The organism is Streptomyces sp. NPDC033845 (assembly GCF_055576225.1).
Genome location: NZ_JBVIRI010000004.1, coordinates 442,418 through 462,027, shown reverse-complemented (window position 1 = coordinate 462,027; position 19,610 = coordinate 442,418). Strand labels below are relative to the sequence as shown.

Here is a 19,610-nt window from a genome sequence, read left to right as displayed (position 1 = left end):
GCGCGCCGGAGAACTGTCGAACAGTCACGTGGGATTGACAATCACACGGAGAGTCACGTGGATTTCGGTTCCGTGAGTTGGGTCACGCCACCGAATGCCCCAGGCGGCGACCAATCGTCAATGTCGGGAATGTGGTGCCATACACCCATGCCGTCGTACGGAATGGGTAAATTCCGGCTCATAGCTGTCAGCTATCTAGTCAAGATCCTTGGTTGCAGAGGTAACCCTCGGGAACCGTCAAGGCTTCGTAACGAAGCCGCAAAGATTATTCGAGTGGACGCACCGTCAGCCACGTGTGATCGTGTGCGCGCCTCTGCCCCACGGTCTGCCGTCCGGGGCTGTTTGTGCTGTCCCCATTCCGCTTGTCCCTCACGGGAGTAGACCGCAGTGAATCTGACCCGCCTGGTCGGCCCCTTCGTGCGCACGCGCGCCCGGCTGACCACCACCCTGGGGTTGCTCGTGGCCGCCCTGGCCGCAGCCCTTCTGACCTGGTCTCCGACCGAATCGCCGCCCGAGGTCGTCGCGGAGGGATCGGCCGACGCCCGGCAGGCGGCCGTCGGCCCCCGGGACGCCAAGACCGCCGCGGCGGAGGCCCGTCGGACCGGCAAGGACGTTCCGGTCGAGACCGAGACGGATGCCACGACCCTGACCTGGGCCCGGCCCGACGGAAAGACCCGCAGCCTGATATCCGCGCTGCCGCAGCGCGCGAAGACCGCCGACGGCCGGTGGGCGCCGATCGACACCAAGCTGGTCGTCGATGCCAAGGCAAACGGGGCGAACAAGGCCGGCGGCCTGACGGTCCGTCCGCGCAACGCCGTGGTGCCGGTGCGCTTCTCCGGCGGCAACAAGCGGGCCGGGAACGGCTCGGCCCCCGAGCCCCAGACCGGCGGCTCCATCCCGATCGCCGCCTCGGGTCAGCTCGCGGCCCCGCAGGCCGTCCGGCCGGTGTCCCCGCCGGTACCGGCACAGGTCAGCGTGCTGGCCGAAGCGGAACTCGGCGGGCACACCGTGGCCTTCACCTGGCCCGGTGACCTCCCCGAGCCCGTCCTCGACGGTCCGCGGGCCCTCTACCCGGAGGTGCTGCCGGGCGTGGACCTGCTGCTGGTCGCCAAGCGGGAGGGCGGCTTCGGGCAGCTCCTCATCGTCAAGACCAAGGAAGCCGCGGCCCAGCCCGGGCTGAAGGGCCTCTCCTACGGCCTGAAGTCGGCCACCGCCGTCTTCCGGCACGACGCCGCCTCGCAGCGGATCGCCGTCCTGGACGCGAAGACCAAGGAAGAGGTCGGCTCGGTCCCGACCCCGTTCGCCTGGGACTCCGCGGGCAAGGACCCCGAGAACCCGGACGCCCCCGTCCGCACCGCCGTCGGCGGCCCCGCCGAGGTCCTGAGGCTCACCGGCCTGGCCGGCATGGAGCCGGGGGCCGCGCAGGCCCCGCTGCCCCTCGCCCTCCAGGGCGACGGCGGCTCCGACGCCACGCTCCGCCTGGACCTCGGCGCCACCGGTCTGCTGACCGCCGCCGAGACGGTGTTCCCGCTGTTCGTCGACCCGACGATGAAGACCGGCGAGACCGCCTGGACCACCGCCTACAAGCCGTACCCGAACAGCTCCTTCTTCAACGGCACCAACTACAACGACGGCACCGCCGAGGCCCGCGTCGGCCACGAGGACAGCACCAACGGCACCGCCCGCGCGTTCTGGCGGATGCGCTTCGACCCGAGCCTGAAGGGCGCCCAGCTCACCTCGGCCACCTTCCGGGTCCTGAACAACCACTCCTGGTCCTGCACCAAGCGCACCTACCGCCTGGAGCACACCGGGGCGATCTCCTCCGGCACCACCTGGAACAAGCAGCCCTCCTGGATCGCCCTCCAGGCCACCAACAGCTTCGCCTTCGGCTACAAGACGGGCTGTGCCGACGCCTACGTGGGCTTCGACGTGATGAAGGCGGCCCAGCCGGCCGCGACCGCCGGAGCCGGTGACCTCACCCTCGGCCTGCGCGCCCAGCCCACGGAGGAGAACGACACCTTCACCTGGCGCAAGTTCAAGGCCGACACCGCCGAGCTGGAGGTCGTCTACAACCGGCCGCCCGCCACCCCGGGCAGCGTGACCTCCAACCCGGGCGGCGCCTGCGTGCAGGCCCCGGCCGGGACCGTCGTCGCCAAGGCCAACCTGGTGCTCGCCGCCCAGTCCCGTGACGACGACGGCAACCTCTCCAAGATCCGTTTCCGGTTCTGGAAGGACGGCACCACCCGTCCGGCCACCGGGATCGAGGCCACCACCCTGGCCGACGGCCGCGCCTCCACCACCATCCCGACCACCTCCCTGGTCGACAAGGGCGTCTACAACTGGGACGTGCAGGCCGTCGACTCGGTCAACGTCACCTCCGCCGTCTATCCGAGCGGCCAGCCCTGCCGGGTGACGGTGGACGCCAGCGGCCCGCCCGCGCCCGAGGTCACCAGCGAGATCTTCAAGCCCGCCACCCCCGACGGCGCCACCTGGGCCACGGTCCGGTTCGGCCAGACCGGCCCGGTGAAGTTCAAGGCCGAGGGCGCCGTCAAGTTCCGCTACTCCTTCGCCGGTCTGAACGTCAAGGAGGTGGCCGCGGTCAACGGCGAGGTCAGCATCCCCGACCTCAAGCCCACCCACTCCGGCCCGGTGGCCCTGCTGGTCCACGCCCTCGACGCCGTCGGCAACGTCAGCCAGCGCACCGACTACGTCTTCTACCTGCCGCCCCGGCAGGAGGCCGACGGTCCCGGCGACGTCGGCGGCGACGGCCGCCCCGACCTGCTGGCCATCGACGCCAAGGGCGACCTGGTCACCATCCCCGGTGACGAGCGGGGCGAGATGTTCAGCTCGCTGGCCGCCTCCTACACCACGGACGGCACCCTCAACCCCAAGGGCCACTGGTTCGACCCGGCCACCGGCAAGACCGCGCTGATCAGCCACCGCAGCGACGTCTACCCCGGCGACGGCACCACCGACCTGTTCGCCCGCACGCCCGACGGCGGCCTCTGGATCTACCCGGGCGACGGCTACGGCAGCTTCAACGTGGACAAGCGGATCCGCGTCAAGGTCCCCGCCGAGGTCCCGGACCCGTCCCAGTGGACGCAGATCCTGGCGGTCGGCGACCTCACCGGGGACAAGCGCCCCGAGCTGTTCCTCCGCACCGGCACCGCCTTCTGGGCCCTGGAGGGCTACACCGGTGGCGCCTTCGGCAAGGCCACCCTGATGAACCCCGACGTCTGGGGTGCCGACCGCGAGCTGCTGACCGTCGCCGACGTGGACCTCGACGGGGTCACGGACCTCATCTGGCGCAGCCCGGTGGCGGGCAACCTCTGGCTCCGCCACGGCAAGCCCGGTGCGGTCGCGGGCAGCACCGACGTGATGTCCCTCTCCACGGCGGCCGCCTCGCGCGACGCGACGGACGTGATCTACGGGGTCAAGTGGACCAAGACCGACCTCCCGCTGGTCATGAGCACCCCGGACGTCAACGGGGACCGCATCCCCGACATCTGGGCCATGATCGGCGGCCAGGTCTGGGTCTACCACCCGACCAAGACCGACACCCGGCCCGGAGTCCAGGCCGTGCTCGGCACCGAGTGGGCGGGGCTCAAGGCCTTCGGGTAACCCCCCTCCACCCGTACGCGCCGACGCCCGGCCGGAAGCGATTCCGGCCGGGCGTCGGCGCATGTTCAGGGCGTGGCGGGCGGCGGGCGGCGGTCAGCCCTTCGACTGCTCCTCGGCGATCTTGGCCTTGATCTCGGTCATGTCCAGACCGCGGGCCTGGCCGATCAGGTCCGCGAGGGCCGCCTCGGGGAGGGCGCCGGGCTGGGCGAAGACCGCGACCTGGTCACGGATGATCATCAGGGTGGGGATGGAGCTGATGTCGAAGGCGGCCGCGAGCTCGGGCTGGGCCTCGGTGTCCACCTTGGCGAACACGAGGTCCGGGTTGTCCCCGGAGACCTTCTCGTAGACCGGGGCGAACTGCCGGCACGGACCGCACCAGGCCGCCCAGAAGTCGATCAGGACGAACTCGTTCTCGCTGACCGTCCGGTCGAAGTTCTCTTTCGTGAGCTCGACTGTAGCCACTGTGTCCTGACCTCCGTGTGTGGTGTTACTGCTTCTGCAACGAGCGGGCCCCCGGATCCATTCCGCGGATGCCGGGCGGCACTCAGAACGGCCAGGTCGGCGGGGTGCGGCGGGCCGTGGTCCAGCGGAGTTCGGTGAAGGCCTCCAGATTCGCCTCGCCACCGAACCGGGCGCCGTTCCCGGAGGCCCCGACCCCGCCGAAGGGCGCCACCGCCTCGTCGTTCACCGTCTGGTCGTTGATGTGCGCGATCCCGGTGGGGATCCGGTCCGCCAGCTCCAGGCCCCGCCCGAGGTCGGCGGTGACGATCCCGAGGGCGAGCCCGTACGGACCGGCGGCGGCCAGTGCCACCGCCTCGTCCTCGGTGGTGAAGGAGCGCACCGGGGCGACCGGACCGAACACCTCCTCGGTCCAGGCCGGGGTGTCGTCGTCGGCGCCGGCGAGGACGGTGGGCCGGTAGAAGAGGTCCCGGTGGGTGCCGCCGGCCACCAGTTTGGCGCCGGCCTCGGTGCTGGCCCCGACCAGGGCGTGGATCCGGTCGCGCTGCGCCCGGTCGATCAGCGGTCCGAGGTGCACCTGCTCCCGGTACGGGTCGCCGACCGCGAGGGACTCGGCCTTGGCGGCGAGCCGCTCCACGTACTCGTCGTAGAGGGAGGAGTGCACCAGGTGCCGTCCGGCGGTCATGCAGATCTGGCCCTGGTGGAAGAAGGTGCCCCAGCAGGCCTGGCCGACGGCCGCCTCCAGATCGGCGTCGGCCAGCACCAGCAGGGCCGAGTTCCCACCCAACTCCAGGTGGGTCCGCTTGAGGTGACGGCCCGCCAGTTCTCCGACGGCCCGTCCGGTGGCGGTGGAGCCGGTGAAGGAGATCACCCGGACGCCGGGCTCGGTGAGCAGCGCCCGGCCGGTGTCCGCGCCCCCGGGCAGCACGTGCAGCAGGCCGTCCGGCAGTCCGGCCGCGGCGAAGACGGCGGCCAGGGCCAGCCCGCCGCAGACCGCGGTCCGCGGGTCCGGCTTGAGCAGGACCGCGTTGCCGAGGGCGAGGGCCGGGGCCACCGAGCGGATGGACAGGATCAGCGGGGCGTTGAACGGGGCGATCACCCCGACCAGCCCGGCCGGCACCCGCCGGGTGTACGAGAGCCGGGGCGCCTCGCTCGGCAGCACCTGCCCGGCCGGGCGGGAGGCCAGGGCGGCGGCCTCGTAGCACTCCTGGGCGGCCACGTGCAGTTCGAACTCGGCCTTGCCGGGGACCGAGCCGGACTCCCGCACCAGCCAGTCCCGTATTTCCCCGGCGTGGGCGGCGAACAGGTCGCCGGCCCGGCGGAGCACCGCCGCCCGCTCCGGGTGCGGGGTGTGCGCCCAGGCGGTCTGGGCGTCGCGGCCGCGGACGGCGGCCTCGGTGACATCGGCCGGGGCGGCGAGGGAGAGGGTGGCGAGGGTGCGCCCGGTCGCCGGCTCGACCACCGGTGCCGTGCCGCCGGTCAGTACCGGTCCGTCCTGCCAGATGGTCGGGTCGAGAAGGGGCATGGCTGTGCCTCCGGGGCGGCGCGATGACGGGGGGCGCGGGGGGTGGGCAGGGGTCATCGTAGCCAGCCGGAGTTGCCAAAACCGTTGCGTTATCGGGCAGTTGGGGGCCGGCCGTGACCGGAAACGATCGTCCGCGCGGTGTCCCGGCGGAGAACGCGGAGACCTCCCGGAGCCGCCCGGCTCAGCGCTCCAGGACCGCTCAGCGCTCCAGGACCAGGGCGATGCCCTGGCCGACCCCGATGCACAGGGCGGCCAGGCCGGTGCCGGAGCCCGCGGCCGCCAGCTGGTGGGCCACCGAGCCGGCCAGCCGGGCCCCGGAGGCTCCCAGCGGGTGCCCGAGGGCGATGGCCCCGCCGCGCGGGTTGACCACCGCCGGGTCCAGCTCCGGCCAGGCCGCCAGACAGCCCAGCGCCTGCGCGGCGAAGGCCTCGTTGAGTTCGAGGGCGGTCAGGTCGGTCAGCTCCCGGCCGGCCTTGGCCAGGGCCCGGGAGACCGCCTCGACCGGCCCCAGCCCGAACAGCTGCGGTTCGATCCCGGTGACGGCGGAGGACCGGATCCGGGCCAGCGGCTCCCGGCCGACGGCGGCCAGCCCGGCCTCGTCGGTCAGCAGCAGCGCGGCCGCCCCGTCGTTCAGCGGGGAGGCGTTCCCGGCGGTCACCGTGCCGCTGCCGACCGGCCGGAAGGCGGGCTTGAGCCGGGCCAGCGCCTCCAGGGTGGAGCCCTCCCGGACGCATTCGTCGCGGAGCAGGTCCACCCCCGGGTACGGGACGACCTCACCGTCGTAGCGGCCGTCCGCCCAGGCGGCGGCGGCCTTGCGGTGGCTGTCCAGGGCGAAGGCGTCCTGCGCCTCCCGGGTGATGCCGTACTTGTCGGCGACCAGCTCCGCGCCCTCGCCGAGCGCGACCGTCCACTCCTCGGGCATCCTCGGGTTGGTCATCCGCCAGCCCAGGGTGGTGGACCACATCTGCTGCGGCCCCGCCTGGTAGGCCCGCTCGGGCTTCTGCACCACCCAGGGGGCCCGGCTCATGGACTCCACCCCGCCCGCGATCGCCACCGAGGCGTCGCCGAGGGCGATGGCCCGGGCCGCCTGGACCACGGCCTCCAGACCGGAGCCGCAGAGCCGGTTCACGGTGACCCCGGGGACCGTCACGGGCAGCCCGGCGAGCAGCACCGCCATCCGGGCCACGTCGCGGTTGTCCTCGCCCGCCCCGTTGGCGTCGCCGAAGACCACGTCGTCGATCCGGGAGGGGTCCAGCGCGGGGCTGCGGTCCACCAGCGCGCGGACCACGTGCCCCGCGAGATCGTCGGGCCGGACCCCGGCCAGCGCTCCGCCGAACTTTCCGATCGGGGTGCGGACGGCGTCGACGACGTACACGTCGCGGATGGACGGCATGGCTGTCTCCTGAGTCGGGGGTGCGCCGTGCGGGGCGCGCCGTCCGCAGTCTCCGCCGGGCGATCACCGCATGTCAACGGGGTCCCGGTGGGGGCGGCCGCCCTCAGCTGGACTCGCGGGGGACGGCCCGGGCGGACATCAGGTCGTGCTGCTCCCGGGTCTGGGAGGGCTCCCGGACCACCCGGTCCACCAGCTCGGCGAGCAGGTCCCCGCCGGGCATCTCGATGCGTACGGTGCTGAGCCTGGGCCGCAGCAGCCGTCCGAGGAGCAGGTCGTCGGCGCCGATCACCGCCACGTCCTCGGGGATCCGCAGTCCCTGGTCCTGGAGGGCCCGCATCAGCAGCATCGCGTACTCGTCGTTGTAGGCGTAGACCGCGTCCAGGTCCAGCTCCCGCCAGCGGGCCGCCAGGGCCCCGGCCGACTCCTCGGTGTAGCGCATCGGGACGGCCCGTACGGTCGCCGGGCCGGCGGCGGCGCGGGCGCCGGCCAGTCTCGGGGCGGAGAACAGCTCCAGACCGTCCTCCTCCGGGACGATCACCCCGATCCGGCGGTGGCCGCGCTCCACCAGGTGCGCGGCGGCGCGGGCGCCGACCTCCTGCTGGTCCATCAGCAGGGCGTGCGCCCCCGGCACCCGGTCCGGGCCCAGGGTGATGACCGCCCGGGCGCCGGCCCGCTTCAGGGTGGCCACGTTGCGGGCGCTCAGCCCGATCTCACCGAGCGAGATCACCGCGACCGGGCGCAGCTCGGCCCAGGCGCGGGCGGCCTGGTCCCCGGTGAGGCCGACGCTGCCGTACTGGACCACGGTGTAGTCCAGACGGCGCAGCGCCCACTGGAGTTCGTTGAGGAAGGTGCTGTACAGCGGGCCCACCGGCACGTGGGAGGTGGGCAGCAGCACGATCCGGGTGTGGCCGGCCCGCAGGCTCCGGGCGGCGGCGTGCGGCACGTAGCCGAGTTCCTCGGCGGCCTCGCGGACCCGTCTGCGGGTGGGTTCGCTGATCCGGACGGCCTCGGCGTTGTTCAGCACGTACGACACGGTGGCGCGCGAGACACCCGCGAGACGGGCCACATCGGCGCTGGTGGGGACGGCGGCCGGCGGCGCGGCCGGCTCGGGCGACTTCGGTGTCTGAGACTTCATTGCCCTGGAATCTTTCCAGACCCGTCGGTCCCGGGGTCTAGCGGATGGCCGGAAACGGATGCTACACAGTGGTTACACGAGTCATTGACACGTGTAACCAGAGCGACACACCCCGGAAACCGGATGGTGCCGCTCCACGTGTCCCGCCGTGCCGTCGCCCTGTCGTGTTCCGTCGCACCCCCGCCGTCACGACAGGGCGGCGCGCACCCCCTCCACCCCTCATCCGCTCGTTCCAGAAACCGCCCTGGAGGGCACCGTGGCCCTTTCCTCCCCCGGCCCCAACGGCACCGCCGCCCCCACCGGCCCGGACGCGTCCGGCCCCACCGCCTCCCCCGCCCCTCCCTCCCCGACCACCCCCGGACGCGGCCTGCTCCCCCTGCTGCTCATCGGCAACACCGCCATGTACTCCCTCTACATCGGAGTGGCCGGGGTGCTGCTCGCGCTCCAGGTCGAAGATGTCGACCCGGCCGAGAAGGTCGCCAACTTCGGCCTGATCGCGGGGGTCTCGGCGATCTTCGCCACGGTCTTCAACCCGGTGGCCGGCGCCCTGTCCGACCGCAGCGGACGGCGCAACCCCTGGATCCTGGGCGGCGGCCTGGCCGCCATCCCGGCCATGGTGCTGCTCGGCTACGCCGACACCATCCTGCTGATCATGATCGCCTGGTGCCTCGGCCAGGCCGTGATGAACGTCTACCAGGCCGCCATCACCTCGGTGGTCCCCGACCGGGTCCCGCTGGGCGCACGCGGCAAGGCCTCCGCCGCGGTCGGCCTCGGCCTCCCCTTCGGCTCCACCCTCGGGGCACTGCTCGGCGCCGCGTACGCGGAGGACTACCGCACCGGATACCTGGTGTTCGGCGCGATCATCGCGGCCGCCGCCGTGCTGTTCACCGCCTGCACCCGCGAGGAGCGGCGCCCGGCCCGCGCCCCCATGCCCGTCCGGGAGCAGCTGGCCGCCTTCGCCGGGGCCCTGCGGGACCACGACTTCCGCTGGGCCTTCATCGGGCGCGCCCTGCTGGTGCTCGGCTACTTCGCGGTGAGCGGCTACCAGCTGTACATCCTCCAGGACCACACGGCGCTGCCGGAGGGCATGAAGCCCGAGGAGGCGGTGGCCGTGCTGATGCCGCTGACCAGTGTGGCCATGGTGGTCTCCACGGTGCTGGGCGGCTGGCTCTCCGACAGGTACGACCGCCGGAAGCTGTTCGTCGGCGCCTCGGCCCTGCTGTCGGCCCTGGCCCTGCTGATCCCCGCGGTGTCGACCAGCTGGACCTCGATGCTGGTGTTCGCCGTGGTCAACGGCCTGGGCTTCGGCTGCTACATGGCGGTGGACACCGCCCTGGTGACCATGGTGCTGCCGAAGGCCGAGGACGCGGCCCGGGACATGGGCGTACTGAACATCGCCAACGCCGGACCGCAGATCGTCGCCCCGTTCATCGCCTCGCTGGTGGTGTCGGCGAGCAGCGGCTACACCGCCCTCTTCGTGCTGGCCGCGGTCCTGTCGGTGGCGGGCGCGCTGGCGGTCAAGCCGATCCGCTCCGTGCGCTGATCCGCCCGGCACCCTACCCCCTCCTGCCGCATCTCCCACCGAACCGACCGAACCGAAAGAGGTACGACGTGCGACTGCACACCCACACCTGGGGAGAGGGCGACCGGGTCGCCCTGCTGATCCACGGCATCATGGCCGACCACCGCACCTGGCGCCGGGTCGGTCCGGCCCTCGCCGAGCGCGGCTACCGCGCGATCGCCGTGGACCTGCGCGGCCACGGTGCCAGCGGGCGGGGCGAGTACAGCCCGCAGATCTTCGCGGACGACGTGGTCGAGACCCTGCCCGCGGGCGCGGAGCTCGCCATCGGGCATTCGCTGGGCGGTCTGACCCTGGCGCTGGCCGTGGAGCGGCTGAAGCCGCGGCGCGCGGTGTTCTCCGATCCGGCCTGGCATCTGGCGAGCTCCGAGGAGGGTTTCGGGCCCGAGGTGTTCGCCCGGTTCAAGTCGGCGCCCCGGGAGCAGGTCCGGGCGATGAACCCGCGCTGGGAGGACGCCGACGTGGACATCGAGCTGGAGACCCTGGCCGCCTGGGACGAGGGGACCGCGCTCGGTCTGGGGCCGCTGTTCGGCACGGACTTCATGCCGGTCGCGCCGGTGGTGCCCTCGCTGGTGCAGCTGGCCGGCCCCAGCTTCCTGATCTCCGAGGAGCGGGCCGTGATCCTCAAGGACCGCGGTTTCGAGGTCCGTTCGGTGCCGGGGGCCGGTCACACCATCCACCGGGACGACTTCGAGGGATTCATGAGTTCTCTGGAAGGCTGGCTGTGATCAGGCTCTAGCAGACGCCGAGTCCTCCCCGATACCGTCGTCTTACCGACGAGTAACGGGGAGGGTTCCGTGTCCGCAGGCCCGATGCCGACGAGCACCACGAGCACCACGCGCCCGGCCGGCGCGCCGCCCGCCTCCGAGGGGCTGGTGGTCACGGCCCGGCGGCTCGCCGAAGGGGAGGTTTCCGCACGGCGGTTGGCGGAGGAGACGCTGCACCGCGTACTGGAGGCACAGCCCCGGCTGAACGCCTTCCGGGTGGTCCGGGCCGAGGCTGCGCTCGCCGAGGCCGAGGAGGCCGACCGGCGGCTGGCCGCCGGGGAGCGGCTGCCGCTGCTGGGCGTGCCGGTGGCCGTCAAGGACGACATGGACGTGGCCGGAGAGCCGACCGCGTTCGGCTGCGCCGGGGACTTCCCGCCCAAGCGGACCGACAGCGAGGCGGTCCGGCGGCTGCGGGCGGCCGGTGCGGTCATCGTCGGGAAGACCACCAGTCCGGAGCTGGGGCAGTGGCCCGTCACCGAGGGGCCCGCCTTCGGAAGTACCCGCAATCCGTGGAACACCGGCCGGACGCCCGGGGGTTCCTCGGGGGGTTCGGCCGCTGCGGTGGCCGCCGGGCTGGTGCCGGCCGCGCTCGGTTCCGACGGGGCGGGCTCGGTCCGTATCCCGGCCGCCTGGACCCATCTGGTGGGGATCAAACCCCAGCGCGGGCGGATCTCCACCTGGCCCGACCCGGAGTCCTTCCGCGGCCTGACCGTGAACGGGGTGCTGGCCCGGACGGTCGCGGACGCCGCGCTCCTGCTGGACTCGGCGAGCGGCCAACACCCCGGGGACCTGCACCGGCCGGCCCCGGTCTCGGCGGTACGGGCGGCGGCCGAGGGGCCGCCCCGGCGGCTGCGGATCGCGCTGTCCTTCCGCATGCCGTTCACGGCCACCCCCAAGACCCTGGATCCGGTGGTGCGTTCGGCGGTGGAGCGGCTGGCGGAACGGCTGGCCGGGCTGGGCCACGAGGTGATCGAGGAGGATCCGCGGTACGGGCAGATCGGGCTGGCCTTCGTGCCCCGGGCGCTGAGCGGGGTCCGCGAGTGGGCGTCCCGGGTGCCGGATCCGGCGCTGCTGGATCCGCGGACGCACGGATCGGCGCGCAACGGCCGGCTGCTGGGCGGGGTCGCCCTGCGGGCCGCCCGGCGGGCGGAGCCGATGCTGCGGCACCGGATCGGCGAGCTGTTCGGCCGCTACGACGTGCTCCTCACCCCGACCACGGCCACCGGTCCGCTCCCGATCGGCTCCCTGACCGGCCTGGGTTCGCTGGCCACGGACCGGACGATGATCGCCGCCTGCCCGTACGCCTGGACCTGGAACGTCCTGGGCTGGCCGGGGGTCAACGTGCCCGCGGGCTTCACCCCGGACGGGCTGCCGCTGGGCGCCCAGCTGCTGGGCGCCGGCGACTCCGAGCCCCTGCTGGTCTCCCTGGCCGCCCAGCTGGAGGCGGAGCTGGGATGGGCCGACCGATGGCCCTCGGGCTGGCGGACCGCCACCCCTTCCGCCACCCCGTCCGGCGCAGCTGCCTGAGAACGGCCCGGCCCCGTATACGGGGCCGGCGCCGCCCGGGTCAGCGCAGCGGGCCGAAGACCGCCCCGGCGAGGGTCGCGCCCAGGGCTGCGCCGGCGAGGGCCTGGGCCGGGGTGTGGTCGCGGAGGACGACCCGGGACCAGCCGACCAGGGCGACCAGGGGTCCGGCGGCCAGCGCCCACGGTCCGCAGGTGAGGGCGAGCATCGCGGTGGCCCCGGCGGACACGGCCGTGTGCACGCTGATCTTCCACACCGTGGTGATGGCGAGGATCGCGCACAGGGTGGCGAGCATGGCCAGGACGAGGGCGGCCATCTCCGGTGGCGCGCCGCCGACCAGCATCAGGGTCAGACAGGCGGCCACGGAGAGGATGACCCCGGGGAGGACGATCAGCCGGTCCTGGCGGCGGCGTACGTGCCGGTCCGCCCAACGGCCGCGCCGCTGGCCCCACTTGATCCACAGCACCGGGACCACCCCGCAGAACAGGGCGGCGGCGAGCCCCCAGCCCGCGCCGGTCGCACCGTCGGCGTGTCCGCCGACGAGCAGGGCCACGGCGACGATCCAGCTTCGCGGTTGGAGCGGGTCGGTGCCCAGCGCCGCCAAGGCGGAGGCCGCCCGCCCCCGGGGCGGGGCGCCCTCGGGGAGCGTGGTGGTCATTCGGGTCGCTCCGGGCGGAGAAGGGGACGTGGAGGCCGTGGAGGTCGTCGTCGTGGTGGGACGCCTCAGCGGCGCAGTTCCGGGCTGAGCCAGGCCAGGCTCGGCACGATGTTACGGGGCCCGCCGGCCATGTTGGCGCCGGCCCTCAGGGCGTTGGCCACGGTGCCCGGCCGGTAGGCGATGAGCTTCACCCGCTGGACCCCGGTCACCTTCAGCTCGCGCTTCTCGACCTTTCCCTGCCGCACCTGCTGCACACCCTGGGAGGCTCCGTCCAGCTGGATCTCGAAGGTCCCCTCCTCGTCGTCGTCTCCGGAGTCGAGGACGGCCATCTTCAGGGACAGCGTCCGGTAGTGGCCGCCGAGCGTGAAGGAGACCTCGCTCTGCGGCTTCTCCCCTTGGGAGTTGTTGCAGTAGTCATGGCAGACGAAGGTGATGCTGTGGGCGTACGGGCGGCCGTTCACCTCGGCGACCTCGTCGATTCTGGTGTCCGACGGGGAGACCTGGCCCGTGGTGAGTCCGGTGAGCGGGAAGGGCCCCGACGTCCCCACGCCGCTGGGGACTTCCTGCTCCTCCGCCCCGCCGGTCGGGTCCCGGGGGTCCGCCGCGCCGACCCCGGAGGGGATCTCCGCCCGCTCGGCCGGAGGGGTCGGGGAGGTGTCCGGCGCGGGCGGCGGCTCCGCGGTCCGGGCGGGGGCGCCGTTCTGCTCGCTGTAGGTGTTGTCCTCGCCGCAGTTGTAGGTGTTCACGCACTGGTTGGTGGTGCAGCCGGTCAGCGCGGCCAGGGCCAGGAAGAGGGCGGCCAGCCCGGCCGCCGCTCCCGCGGCGGGCCGCTCAGTTGCCCGGGGCACCGGTGGCCCCGGGGGTGGCCGTCGGGGTCGTGGAGGCCGAGGGCGCCGTGCCGACGGTGATGTGGTTGTCCTTGCCGCAGTTCTGCACGGCCTGCTGTTCGTTCTTGCAGGAGTTGGTGTCTCCCCCGCCGAAGAACCCGGTGAGGAACCCCGCGATGATGGCGGCGGCCGCGGTGATTCCGGCGGCGATCAGGATGGCTTTGGCCTGGGTCATGGCAGCACTCCTTGTCCCCGAGTGGTCATGGCCGGATTCTGGCACGCCGAAGGAGCGCTGGTTTCCGGCGGGTTGCGGCTTTCGATCATGAAAAGCCGGGTGGCCGGGAAAGTCCCTCATCAGGGCGTTGTGTGTATCGGGCAGCGGATCCGGGCCCGTGAGACACGTCACAGCCCCGCCGGGGCGGCCGAACCCAGTACCCTCCGCCGGATGACAGCTCTTTCGCATCAGGACAACGGCCGTCTCGACCAGCCCGGGCGGAGCGGGCCCCACGCCACCGCCGAGGCGGACCCGCGGGCGATCGGCCCGGTGCGCACCGAGTACGCGCCGGACAAGGACGGGGACCCCGATCCGGGGGAGATCGTGTGGACCTTCGTGCCCTACGAGGAGAACGACGGGCGGGGGAAGGACCGGCCGGTGCTGGTGGTGGCGCGGGAGCCGGGCGGCCGGACGGTGCTGGCCGTGCAGCTGTCCAGCAAGCGGCACGACCACGACCGCGAGTGGGTGCCGATCGGGACGGGTCCGTGGGACGCGGCGGGCCGGGAGTCCTGGGTGGACGTGGACCGGGTCCTGCGGGTGCACGAGACGGGGATGCGGCGGGAGGCCTGCGCGCTGGACCGCGGCCGGTTCCAGCTGGTCGTGGACCGGCTGCGGGAGCGGTACGGCTGGCAGTGACCCCGCCCGGCCGCCGGGCCGGGGCCGGATCCGGTATGCCGCCCGCCGTGCGTGAGCCGGCGGGCGGCGGAGGTGCCGATGCCGCCCGTGACCTGGGCGGACGTCCCGAAGGGAGCAGTGCGGGGCCCCCTGTCTGGAATGACCCGGTTTGGTCAATATAGTGTGGTTCCGGCCTTGGCTTCCGCCATGGCGGCGGCGAGCTCGGCCCACCGTCCCGATCACGTCCTATTTCCTGCCATCGCCGGGAACAGACGATTCGCGGCCCGACACGGACGGGTAGGCGCACGGGTGACCTCGTACCGCACGACGGGAGAAAGGGATCCGGTCATGCCCAGGCATTCGCCCGCACCGAACCCCCAGAGCACGCCAGTCCCCCAGCTCGCCCCCTGCCCGCCGGCCGCCGTTCCGGCCGTGGCACCGGACGCCGCGGACGACCCGCACGGCGGGCACCCCCCGGTCAGTCCGCCCGCCCCGCTCACCGAGCCCGAGGCGGAGGCGCTGATCCACGGGATATGTTTCAAGACCGGGCCGCCTCGCCTGGTCGGAGCAGAGCTCGAATGGTACGTACTGGACGCCGAACGGCCCGCCCGGCCGCTGGCGCCCGACCGGCTCGAAGCCGCCCTGGAGGCGGCCGGAGCCCTCCCGCTGCGCTCCCGGTTCACCACCGAGCCCGGCGGACAGCTGGAGCTCAGCTCGGCCCCCGCCGCCTCGCTGACGGAGTGCGTGGACGGCCTCCAGGCCGATCTGGACGCCGTACGGGCGGTCCTGGGCGAGCGCGGCCTGTTCCTCGGCGGCGGCGGGCTCGACCCCCGGCGGCCCCTGCGCCGGATGCTGCGCAGCCCCCGCTACGAGGCCATGGAGGCCTGTCTGGACCGGACCGGTCCGGGCGGCCGGGCCATGATGTGCGGGTCCGCCTCGGTGCAGGTCTGCGTGGACGCGGGGAACGCCGAGCCCGGCCCCTTCGGCCAGGGCCGGCGCTGGCTGTTGGCCCATCTGCTGGGCGCCGTCCTGGTCTCGGCCTTCGCCAACTCCCCCGGTGTCGGCGGCCGCTACCACGGCTGGCGGTGCGCCCGGCAGGGCGTGTGGGCGGACCTGGACCCGCGCCGCACCCTCGCCCCGCCGCTGACCGGAGAGCCCCGGGAGGCCTGGGCGCGGCACGCCCTGGACACCGAGCTGATGTGTCTGCGGCCGGCCGACGACGGCCCGGACTGGTCGGTCGGGCAGCCGCTGACCTTCCGCGACTGGCTCCGCGGTGGCGGCCCCCGGCCGCCCACCCGGGCCGATCTGGACTACCACCTGACCACCCTCTTCCCGCCGGTCCGGCCGCGCGGGCACCTGGAACTGCGGATGATCGACGCCCAGCCCGGGCCGGACGGCTGGCTGGTGCCGGCCGCCGTGGTGCACGCCCTGTTCGACGATCCGGAGGCCTCGGAGACCGCCTACCGGGCGGTGAAGGGCCTGGCCGACACGTACGGCACCGAGCCGGCGCCGCGCAATCCGCTCTGGCGGACGGCCGCCCGCTACGGCCCGGCCGATCCCGAGCTGCGGTCGGCGGCCGTGACCTGCTTCCGGGCGGCGGCCGCGGCCCTGCCCCGGCTGGGCGCCTCCCGCCGGATCCAGGACGCCGTCGGGGCGTTCACCGAGCGCCATGTGCTGCGCGGGCGCTGCCCCGCCGACGATCCCCGGCCGGCGGCACCACCGGCGGCCGCCCTGACGAGGGGGTCGGGCGCATGAGCACCGGACAGCAGGGCCCGACGCCGTACGACCCGACGCCGGACGACCCGACGCCGGACGGGCAGACCCCGCCCGTCCGGCCCCCGCACGACAGCGCCGACCCGCGGGAGCGCGCGTACGGGGCGCTCACCGCCGCGCGGGCGCGGACCGCCGGGCTCACCGACCCGGTGTCCGAGCCCGACCTCAGGGCCCAGCACTCGCCGCTGATGTCCCCGCTGGTCTGGGACCTGGCGCACATCGGCAACCAGGAGGAGCTGTGGCTGCTCCGGCGGGTCGCCGGGGCGGACCCGCTGCGCCCGGACATCGACCCGATGTACGACGCCTTCCGGCATCCCCGGGCCGAGCGGCCCGGGCTGCCGCTGCTGGGGCCCGCGGAGGCCCGCCGCTATGCCGCCGAGGTCCGCGGCCGGGTCCTGGATCTGCTGGAGAGCACACCGCTGGAGGGCTCGGAGCTCCTCGACGGCGGATTCGCCTTCGGCATGATCGCCCAGCACGAACAGCAGCACGACGAGACCATGCTGATCACCCATCAGCTCCGGTCGGGCCCGCCGGTCCTGGCGGCGCCCGAGCCGGCGGCCCCCTACGATCCGCCGTCCTCCGCCGAAGTCCTCGTCCCCGGCGGCCCGTTCACCATGGGAACCTCCACCGAGCCCTGGGCGCTGGACAACGAGCGGCCGGCCCACCGGCGGGAGACCGGGCCGTTCCACATCGACACCGTCCCGGTCACCAACGCCGCCTTCGCCGCGTTCATCGAGGACGGCGGCTACCGCGAACCCCGCTGGTGGGCCGCCGAGGGCTGGGAGCAGGTGCGGCGGCACACAATCGGCGCCCCGCTGTTCTGGCACCGCGAGGGCGGCCAGTGGCTGCGCCGCCGGTTCGGGGTCACCGAGCCGGTGCCGCCCGAGGAGCCGGTGCTGCACGTCAGCTGGTACGAGGCGGACGCCTGGGCCCGCTGGGCCGGCCGCCGGCTGCCCACCGAGGAGGAGTGGGAGAAGGCCGCCCGCCACGACCCGGTGAGCGGCCGGTCCACCCGCTACCCGTGGGGGGACGCCGACCCCACCCCGGAACACGCCAACCTGGGCCAGCGCCATCTGCGGCCGGCCCGCGCGGGCAGCTACCCGGCCGGGGCGTCGGCGCTGGGCGTGCGGCAGCTGATCGGCGACGTGTGGGAGTGGACCTCCAGCGACTTCCTGCCCTACCCCGGGTTCCGGGCCTTCCCGTACCGGGAGTACTCCGAGGTGTTCTTCGGTCCCGCGCACAAGGTGCTGCGGGGCGGTTCCTTCGCGGTGGACCCGGCGGCCTGCCGGGGCACCTTCCGGAACTGGGACCTGCCGGTGCGCCGGCAGATCTTCTCCGGGTTCCGGACCGCGAGGGACGCCTGATGTGCCGTCATCTCGCCTATGTGGGACCGCCGGTGCACCTGGGGAAGGTGCTGACCGATCCGCCGCACGGTCTGGTCCGGCAGTCCTGGGCACCGCGCCGGCAGCGGTTCGGCACGGTCAACGCCGACGGGTTCGGGATCGGCTGGTACGCCTCCGGCGATCCGGTGCCGGCCCGCTACCGGCGGGCCGGACCGGTGTGGGCGGACCCCGGCTTCACCGATCTGGCCCGGGTGGTCCGCAGCGGGGCCGTGCTGGCCGCCGTACGCGACGCCACCGAGCCCGGCGCGGACGGGGAGGCGGCCGCCGCGCCCTTCGCCGGCGGGCGCTGGCTGTTCAGCCACAACGGGGCGCTGCGGAACTGGCCGGACTCGGTGGCCGGACCGGACGGCCCGGCGGCGGCGCTGCCGCCCCGGGCCCTGCTGGAGCTGGCCGCCCGCACCGACTCGGCGCTCGTCTGGGCGCTGGTCCTGGACCGGCTGCGGGCCGGCGCGGATCCCGGGGAGGCGCTGGCCGGCCCGGTCGCCGAGCTGGCCGCCGCCGCCCCGGGCTCCCGGCTGAACCTGCTGCTCACCGACGGCGAGGCGATCGCCGCGACGGCCTGGGGGGACTCGCTCTGGTACCTGGCCGAGCCGGCGGCCCCGGACGGCGGCCGGACCGTGGTGGCCTCCGAACCGTACGACGAGGATCCGCGCTGGTGCGAGGTGCCGGACCGGACCCTGCTGACCGCTTCCCGGACCCGGGTGGCCCTGACCCCGCTCAAGGAGAACCTGGCGTGAGTGACTTCCGGTTGACCCGCACCCTGGACGAGCGCGCCGCCGGGTCGGCGCTGCGCACCGATGTGCTCAGGGGGCTGGGCAGCACCCCCAAGGTGCTGCCGCCCAAGTGGTTCTACGACAGCCGCGGCAGCGAGCTGTTCGAGGAGATCACCCGGCTGCCCGAGTACTACCCGACCCGGGCCGAGCGGGAGATCCTGCTGGAACGGGCCCGGGAGATCGCCGCCGAGAGCGGGGCGCGGACCCTGGTGGAGCTGGGGTCCGGGTCCTCGGAGAAGACCCGGCACCTGATCGAGGCGCTGCCGGCCCTGGACACGTACGTCCCGGTGGACGTGAGCGAGAGCGCCCTCGCGGGTGCCGCCCGGACCCTGCTGGCGGAGCAGCCGGGGCTGCGGGTGCACGCCCTGCTGGCGGACTTCACCCGTCCGCTGCAGCTGCCGGACACCCCCGGGCCCCGGCTGGTGGTGTTCCTGGGCGGCACCATCGGGAATCTGTTGCCGGCCGAGCGGTCCGAGTTCCTTCGCTCGGTCCGGGCGATGCTGTCTCCCGGTGACGCGCTGCTGCTGGGCACCGACCTGGTGAAGGAGGAGTCGGTGCTGGTCGCCGCCTACGACGACAGCCAGGGGGTGACGGCGGAGTTCAACCGCAATGTGCTGGCGGTGATCGACCGGGAGCTGGACGCGGACTTCCGCACCCAGGACTTCGAGCACGTGGCGCGGTGGAACGCCGAGCGGGAGTGGATCGAGATGCGGCTGCGGGCCCGCTCGGAGCTCACGGTGAAGGTCCGGGCCCTGGACCTGGTGGTGTCGTTCGAGGAGGGCGAGGAGATCCTCACCGAGGTCTCCGCGAAGTTCCGTCAGGAGGGGGTGCGGGAGGAACTGGCCGGGGCCGGGCTGGAACTGGTCCAGTGGTGGACGGACGCGGCGGGCCGGTTCGCGCTGTCGCTGTCGGTCGCGGACGGGCCCGGACTGATGCCCGAGGCCGGCGGCGCGGCCCGTGCGGCCGGTACGGCCGGTACGGCGGGGGCCGCCGGGTCGGGTGGCGAGGCCGGGTAGCGGAGGAAGGGGACCCCGGCGGCGGCCGCCACCGCCGCCTGGGCGGCCCCGGTGAGGGCCCGCCGGTCGGGGTGCCGGCCGGCCGGGATCCGCGGCAGCAGGCTGACCTCGGCCCGGATCCCGCGGGCCCGGGCGATCCGCCAGAGCGAGCCGGTGAGCGGGTCGTCGCCGACGAAGGCGGGCGCTCCGGCGGTCCGCCCGTCGGCCAGCCGGTAGGCGAGGTGGACGGGCTGGACGGGGACCCGGGCGTCGAGGGCGGCCTGGAACA

At 74.0% G+C, this 19,610-nt stretch carries 16 protein-coding genes; 9 read left to right on the top strand and 7 right to left on the bottom strand.

Annotated elements, in window-relative coordinates; translation table 11 throughout:
• Positions 1 to 387: 387 nt before the first annotated feature.
• Complete coding sequence (locus ACZ50K_RS11785; protein ID WP_468900876.1) at positions 388 to 3,621, top strand: FG-GAP-like repeat-containing protein; 3,234 nt, start codon at positions 388 to 390, stop codon at positions 3,619 to 3,621.
• Between the two features lie 93 nt (positions 3,622 to 3,714).
• Here ACZ50K_RS11785 and trxA read toward each other — a convergent pair whose 3' ends face one another.
• From trxA to ACZ50K_RS11765, 4 genes are all read right to left on the bottom strand, one after another.
• Entirely contained in the window at positions 3,715 to 4,083 is a 369-nt protein-coding gene (trxA, locus tag ACZ50K_RS11780; protein WP_468900873.1) for a thioredoxin, read from the bottom strand.
• 82 nt (positions 4,084 to 4,165) lie between these two features.
• Positions 4,166 to 5,605, bottom strand: coding sequence for a benzaldehyde dehydrogenase (locus tag ACZ50K_RS11775; protein WP_468900871.1), 1,440 nt, complete (start codon positions 5,603 to 5,605; stop codon positions 4,166 to 4,168).
• Between the two features lie 199 nt (positions 5,606 to 5,804).
• The gene (locus tag ACZ50K_RS11770; protein WP_468900869.1) at positions 5,805 to 6,998 is read right to left on the bottom strand and encodes a thiolase family protein; all 1,194 of its coding nucleotides are present in this window, start codon (positions 6,996 to 6,998) and stop codon (positions 5,805 to 5,807) included.
• A 103-nt stretch (positions 6,999 to 7,101) separates the two neighbouring features.
• Positions 7,102 to 8,133, bottom strand: a complete 1,032-nt coding sequence (locus tag ACZ50K_RS11765) for a LacI family DNA-binding transcriptional regulator (protein ID WP_468900866.1) — start codon at positions 8,131 to 8,133, stop codon at positions 7,102 to 7,104.
• Positions 8,134 to 8,389: 256 nt separating this feature from the next.
• Between ACZ50K_RS11765 and ACZ50K_RS11760 the strand changes: the two genes are divergently transcribed.
• The 3 genes from ACZ50K_RS11760 to ACZ50K_RS11750 all read left to right on the top strand — a co-directional run bounded on the left by ACZ50K_RS11760 (position 8,390) and on the right by ACZ50K_RS11750 (position 12,006).
• Positions 8,390 to 9,676 carry an MFS transporter gene (locus ACZ50K_RS11760; RefSeq protein ID WP_468900863.1) on the top strand — a complete coding sequence of 429 codons (1,287 nt, stop codon included), beginning with the start codon at positions 8,390 to 8,392 and terminating at the stop codon, positions 9,674 to 9,676.
• Between the two features lie 68 nt (positions 9,677 to 9,744).
• Positions 9,745 to 10,440 (top strand): alpha/beta fold hydrolase, encoded by a 696-nt coding sequence (locus tag ACZ50K_RS11755; RefSeq protein WP_468900860.1) that lies wholly within the window; start codon positions 9,745 to 9,747, stop codon positions 10,438 to 10,440.
• An 84-nt stretch (positions 10,441 to 10,524) separates the two neighbouring features.
• Positions 10,525 to 12,006, top strand: coding sequence for an amidase (locus tag ACZ50K_RS11750; RefSeq protein WP_468901192.1), 1,482 nt, complete (start codon positions 10,525 to 10,527; stop codon positions 12,004 to 12,006).
• 40 nt (positions 12,007 to 12,046) lie between these two features.
• Here the strand turns inward: ACZ50K_RS11750 and ACZ50K_RS11745 are convergent, their stop codons facing one another.
• The 3 genes from ACZ50K_RS11745 to ACZ50K_RS11735 all read right to left on the bottom strand — a co-directional run bounded on the left by ACZ50K_RS11745 (position 12,047) and on the right by ACZ50K_RS11735 (position 13,723).
• Positions 12,047 to 12,661, bottom strand: coding sequence for a hypothetical protein (locus ACZ50K_RS11745; RefSeq protein ID WP_468900857.1), 615 nt, complete (start codon positions 12,659 to 12,661; stop codon positions 12,047 to 12,049).
• A 65-nt stretch (positions 12,662 to 12,726) separates the two neighbouring features.
• Entirely contained in the window at positions 12,727 to 13,509 is a 783-nt protein-coding gene (locus ACZ50K_RS11740; RefSeq protein WP_468900854.1) for a hypothetical protein, read from the bottom strand.
• The gene (locus ACZ50K_RS11735) at positions 13,493 to 13,723 is read right to left on the bottom strand and encodes a hypothetical protein (protein ID WP_468900851.1); all 231 of its coding nucleotides are present in this window, start codon (positions 13,721 to 13,723) and stop codon (positions 13,493 to 13,495) included. Before ACZ50K_RS11735 ends, ACZ50K_RS11740 begins: the two co-directional genes overlap by 17 nt.
• A 210-nt stretch (positions 13,724 to 13,933) precedes the next feature.
• Here ACZ50K_RS11735 and ACZ50K_RS11730 point away from each other — a divergent pair, with 210 nt between their 5' ends.
• From ACZ50K_RS11730 to egtD, 5 genes are all read left to right on the top strand, one after another.
• Positions 13,934 to 14,398: a type II toxin-antitoxin system PemK/MazF family toxin gene (locus tag ACZ50K_RS11730; protein ID WP_468900848.1), complete on the top strand. Its 465-nt coding sequence runs from the start codon at positions 13,934 to 13,936 to the stop codon at positions 14,396 to 14,398.
• Between the two features lie 327 nt (positions 14,399 to 14,725).
• Positions 14,726 to 16,132 (top strand): ergothioneine biosynthesis glutamate--cysteine ligase EgtA, encoded by a 1,407-nt coding sequence (gene egtA, locus ACZ50K_RS11725; protein WP_468900845.1) that lies wholly within the window; start codon positions 14,726 to 14,728, stop codon positions 16,130 to 16,132.
• Positions 16,129 to 17,514 (top strand): ergothioneine biosynthesis protein EgtB, encoded by a 1,386-nt coding sequence (egtB, locus tag ACZ50K_RS11720; protein WP_468900842.1) that lies wholly within the window; start codon positions 16,129 to 16,131, stop codon positions 17,512 to 17,514. Before egtA ends, egtB begins: the two co-directional genes overlap by 4 nt.
• Positions 17,514 to 18,290 (top strand): ergothioneine biosynthesis protein EgtC, encoded by a 777-nt coding sequence (gene egtC, locus ACZ50K_RS11715; protein WP_468900840.1) that lies wholly within the window; start codon positions 17,514 to 17,516, stop codon positions 18,288 to 18,290. Before egtB ends, egtC begins: the two co-directional genes overlap by 1 nt.
• Complete coding sequence (gene egtD / locus ACZ50K_RS11710; RefSeq protein WP_468900837.1) at positions 18,287 to 19,342, top strand: L-histidine N(alpha)-methyltransferase; 1,056 nt, start codon at positions 18,287 to 18,289, stop codon at positions 19,340 to 19,342. The genes egtC and egtD overlap by 4 nt, the downstream gene beginning before the upstream one ends.
• The last annotated feature ends 268 nt before the right edge of the window (positions 19,343 to 19,610 follow it).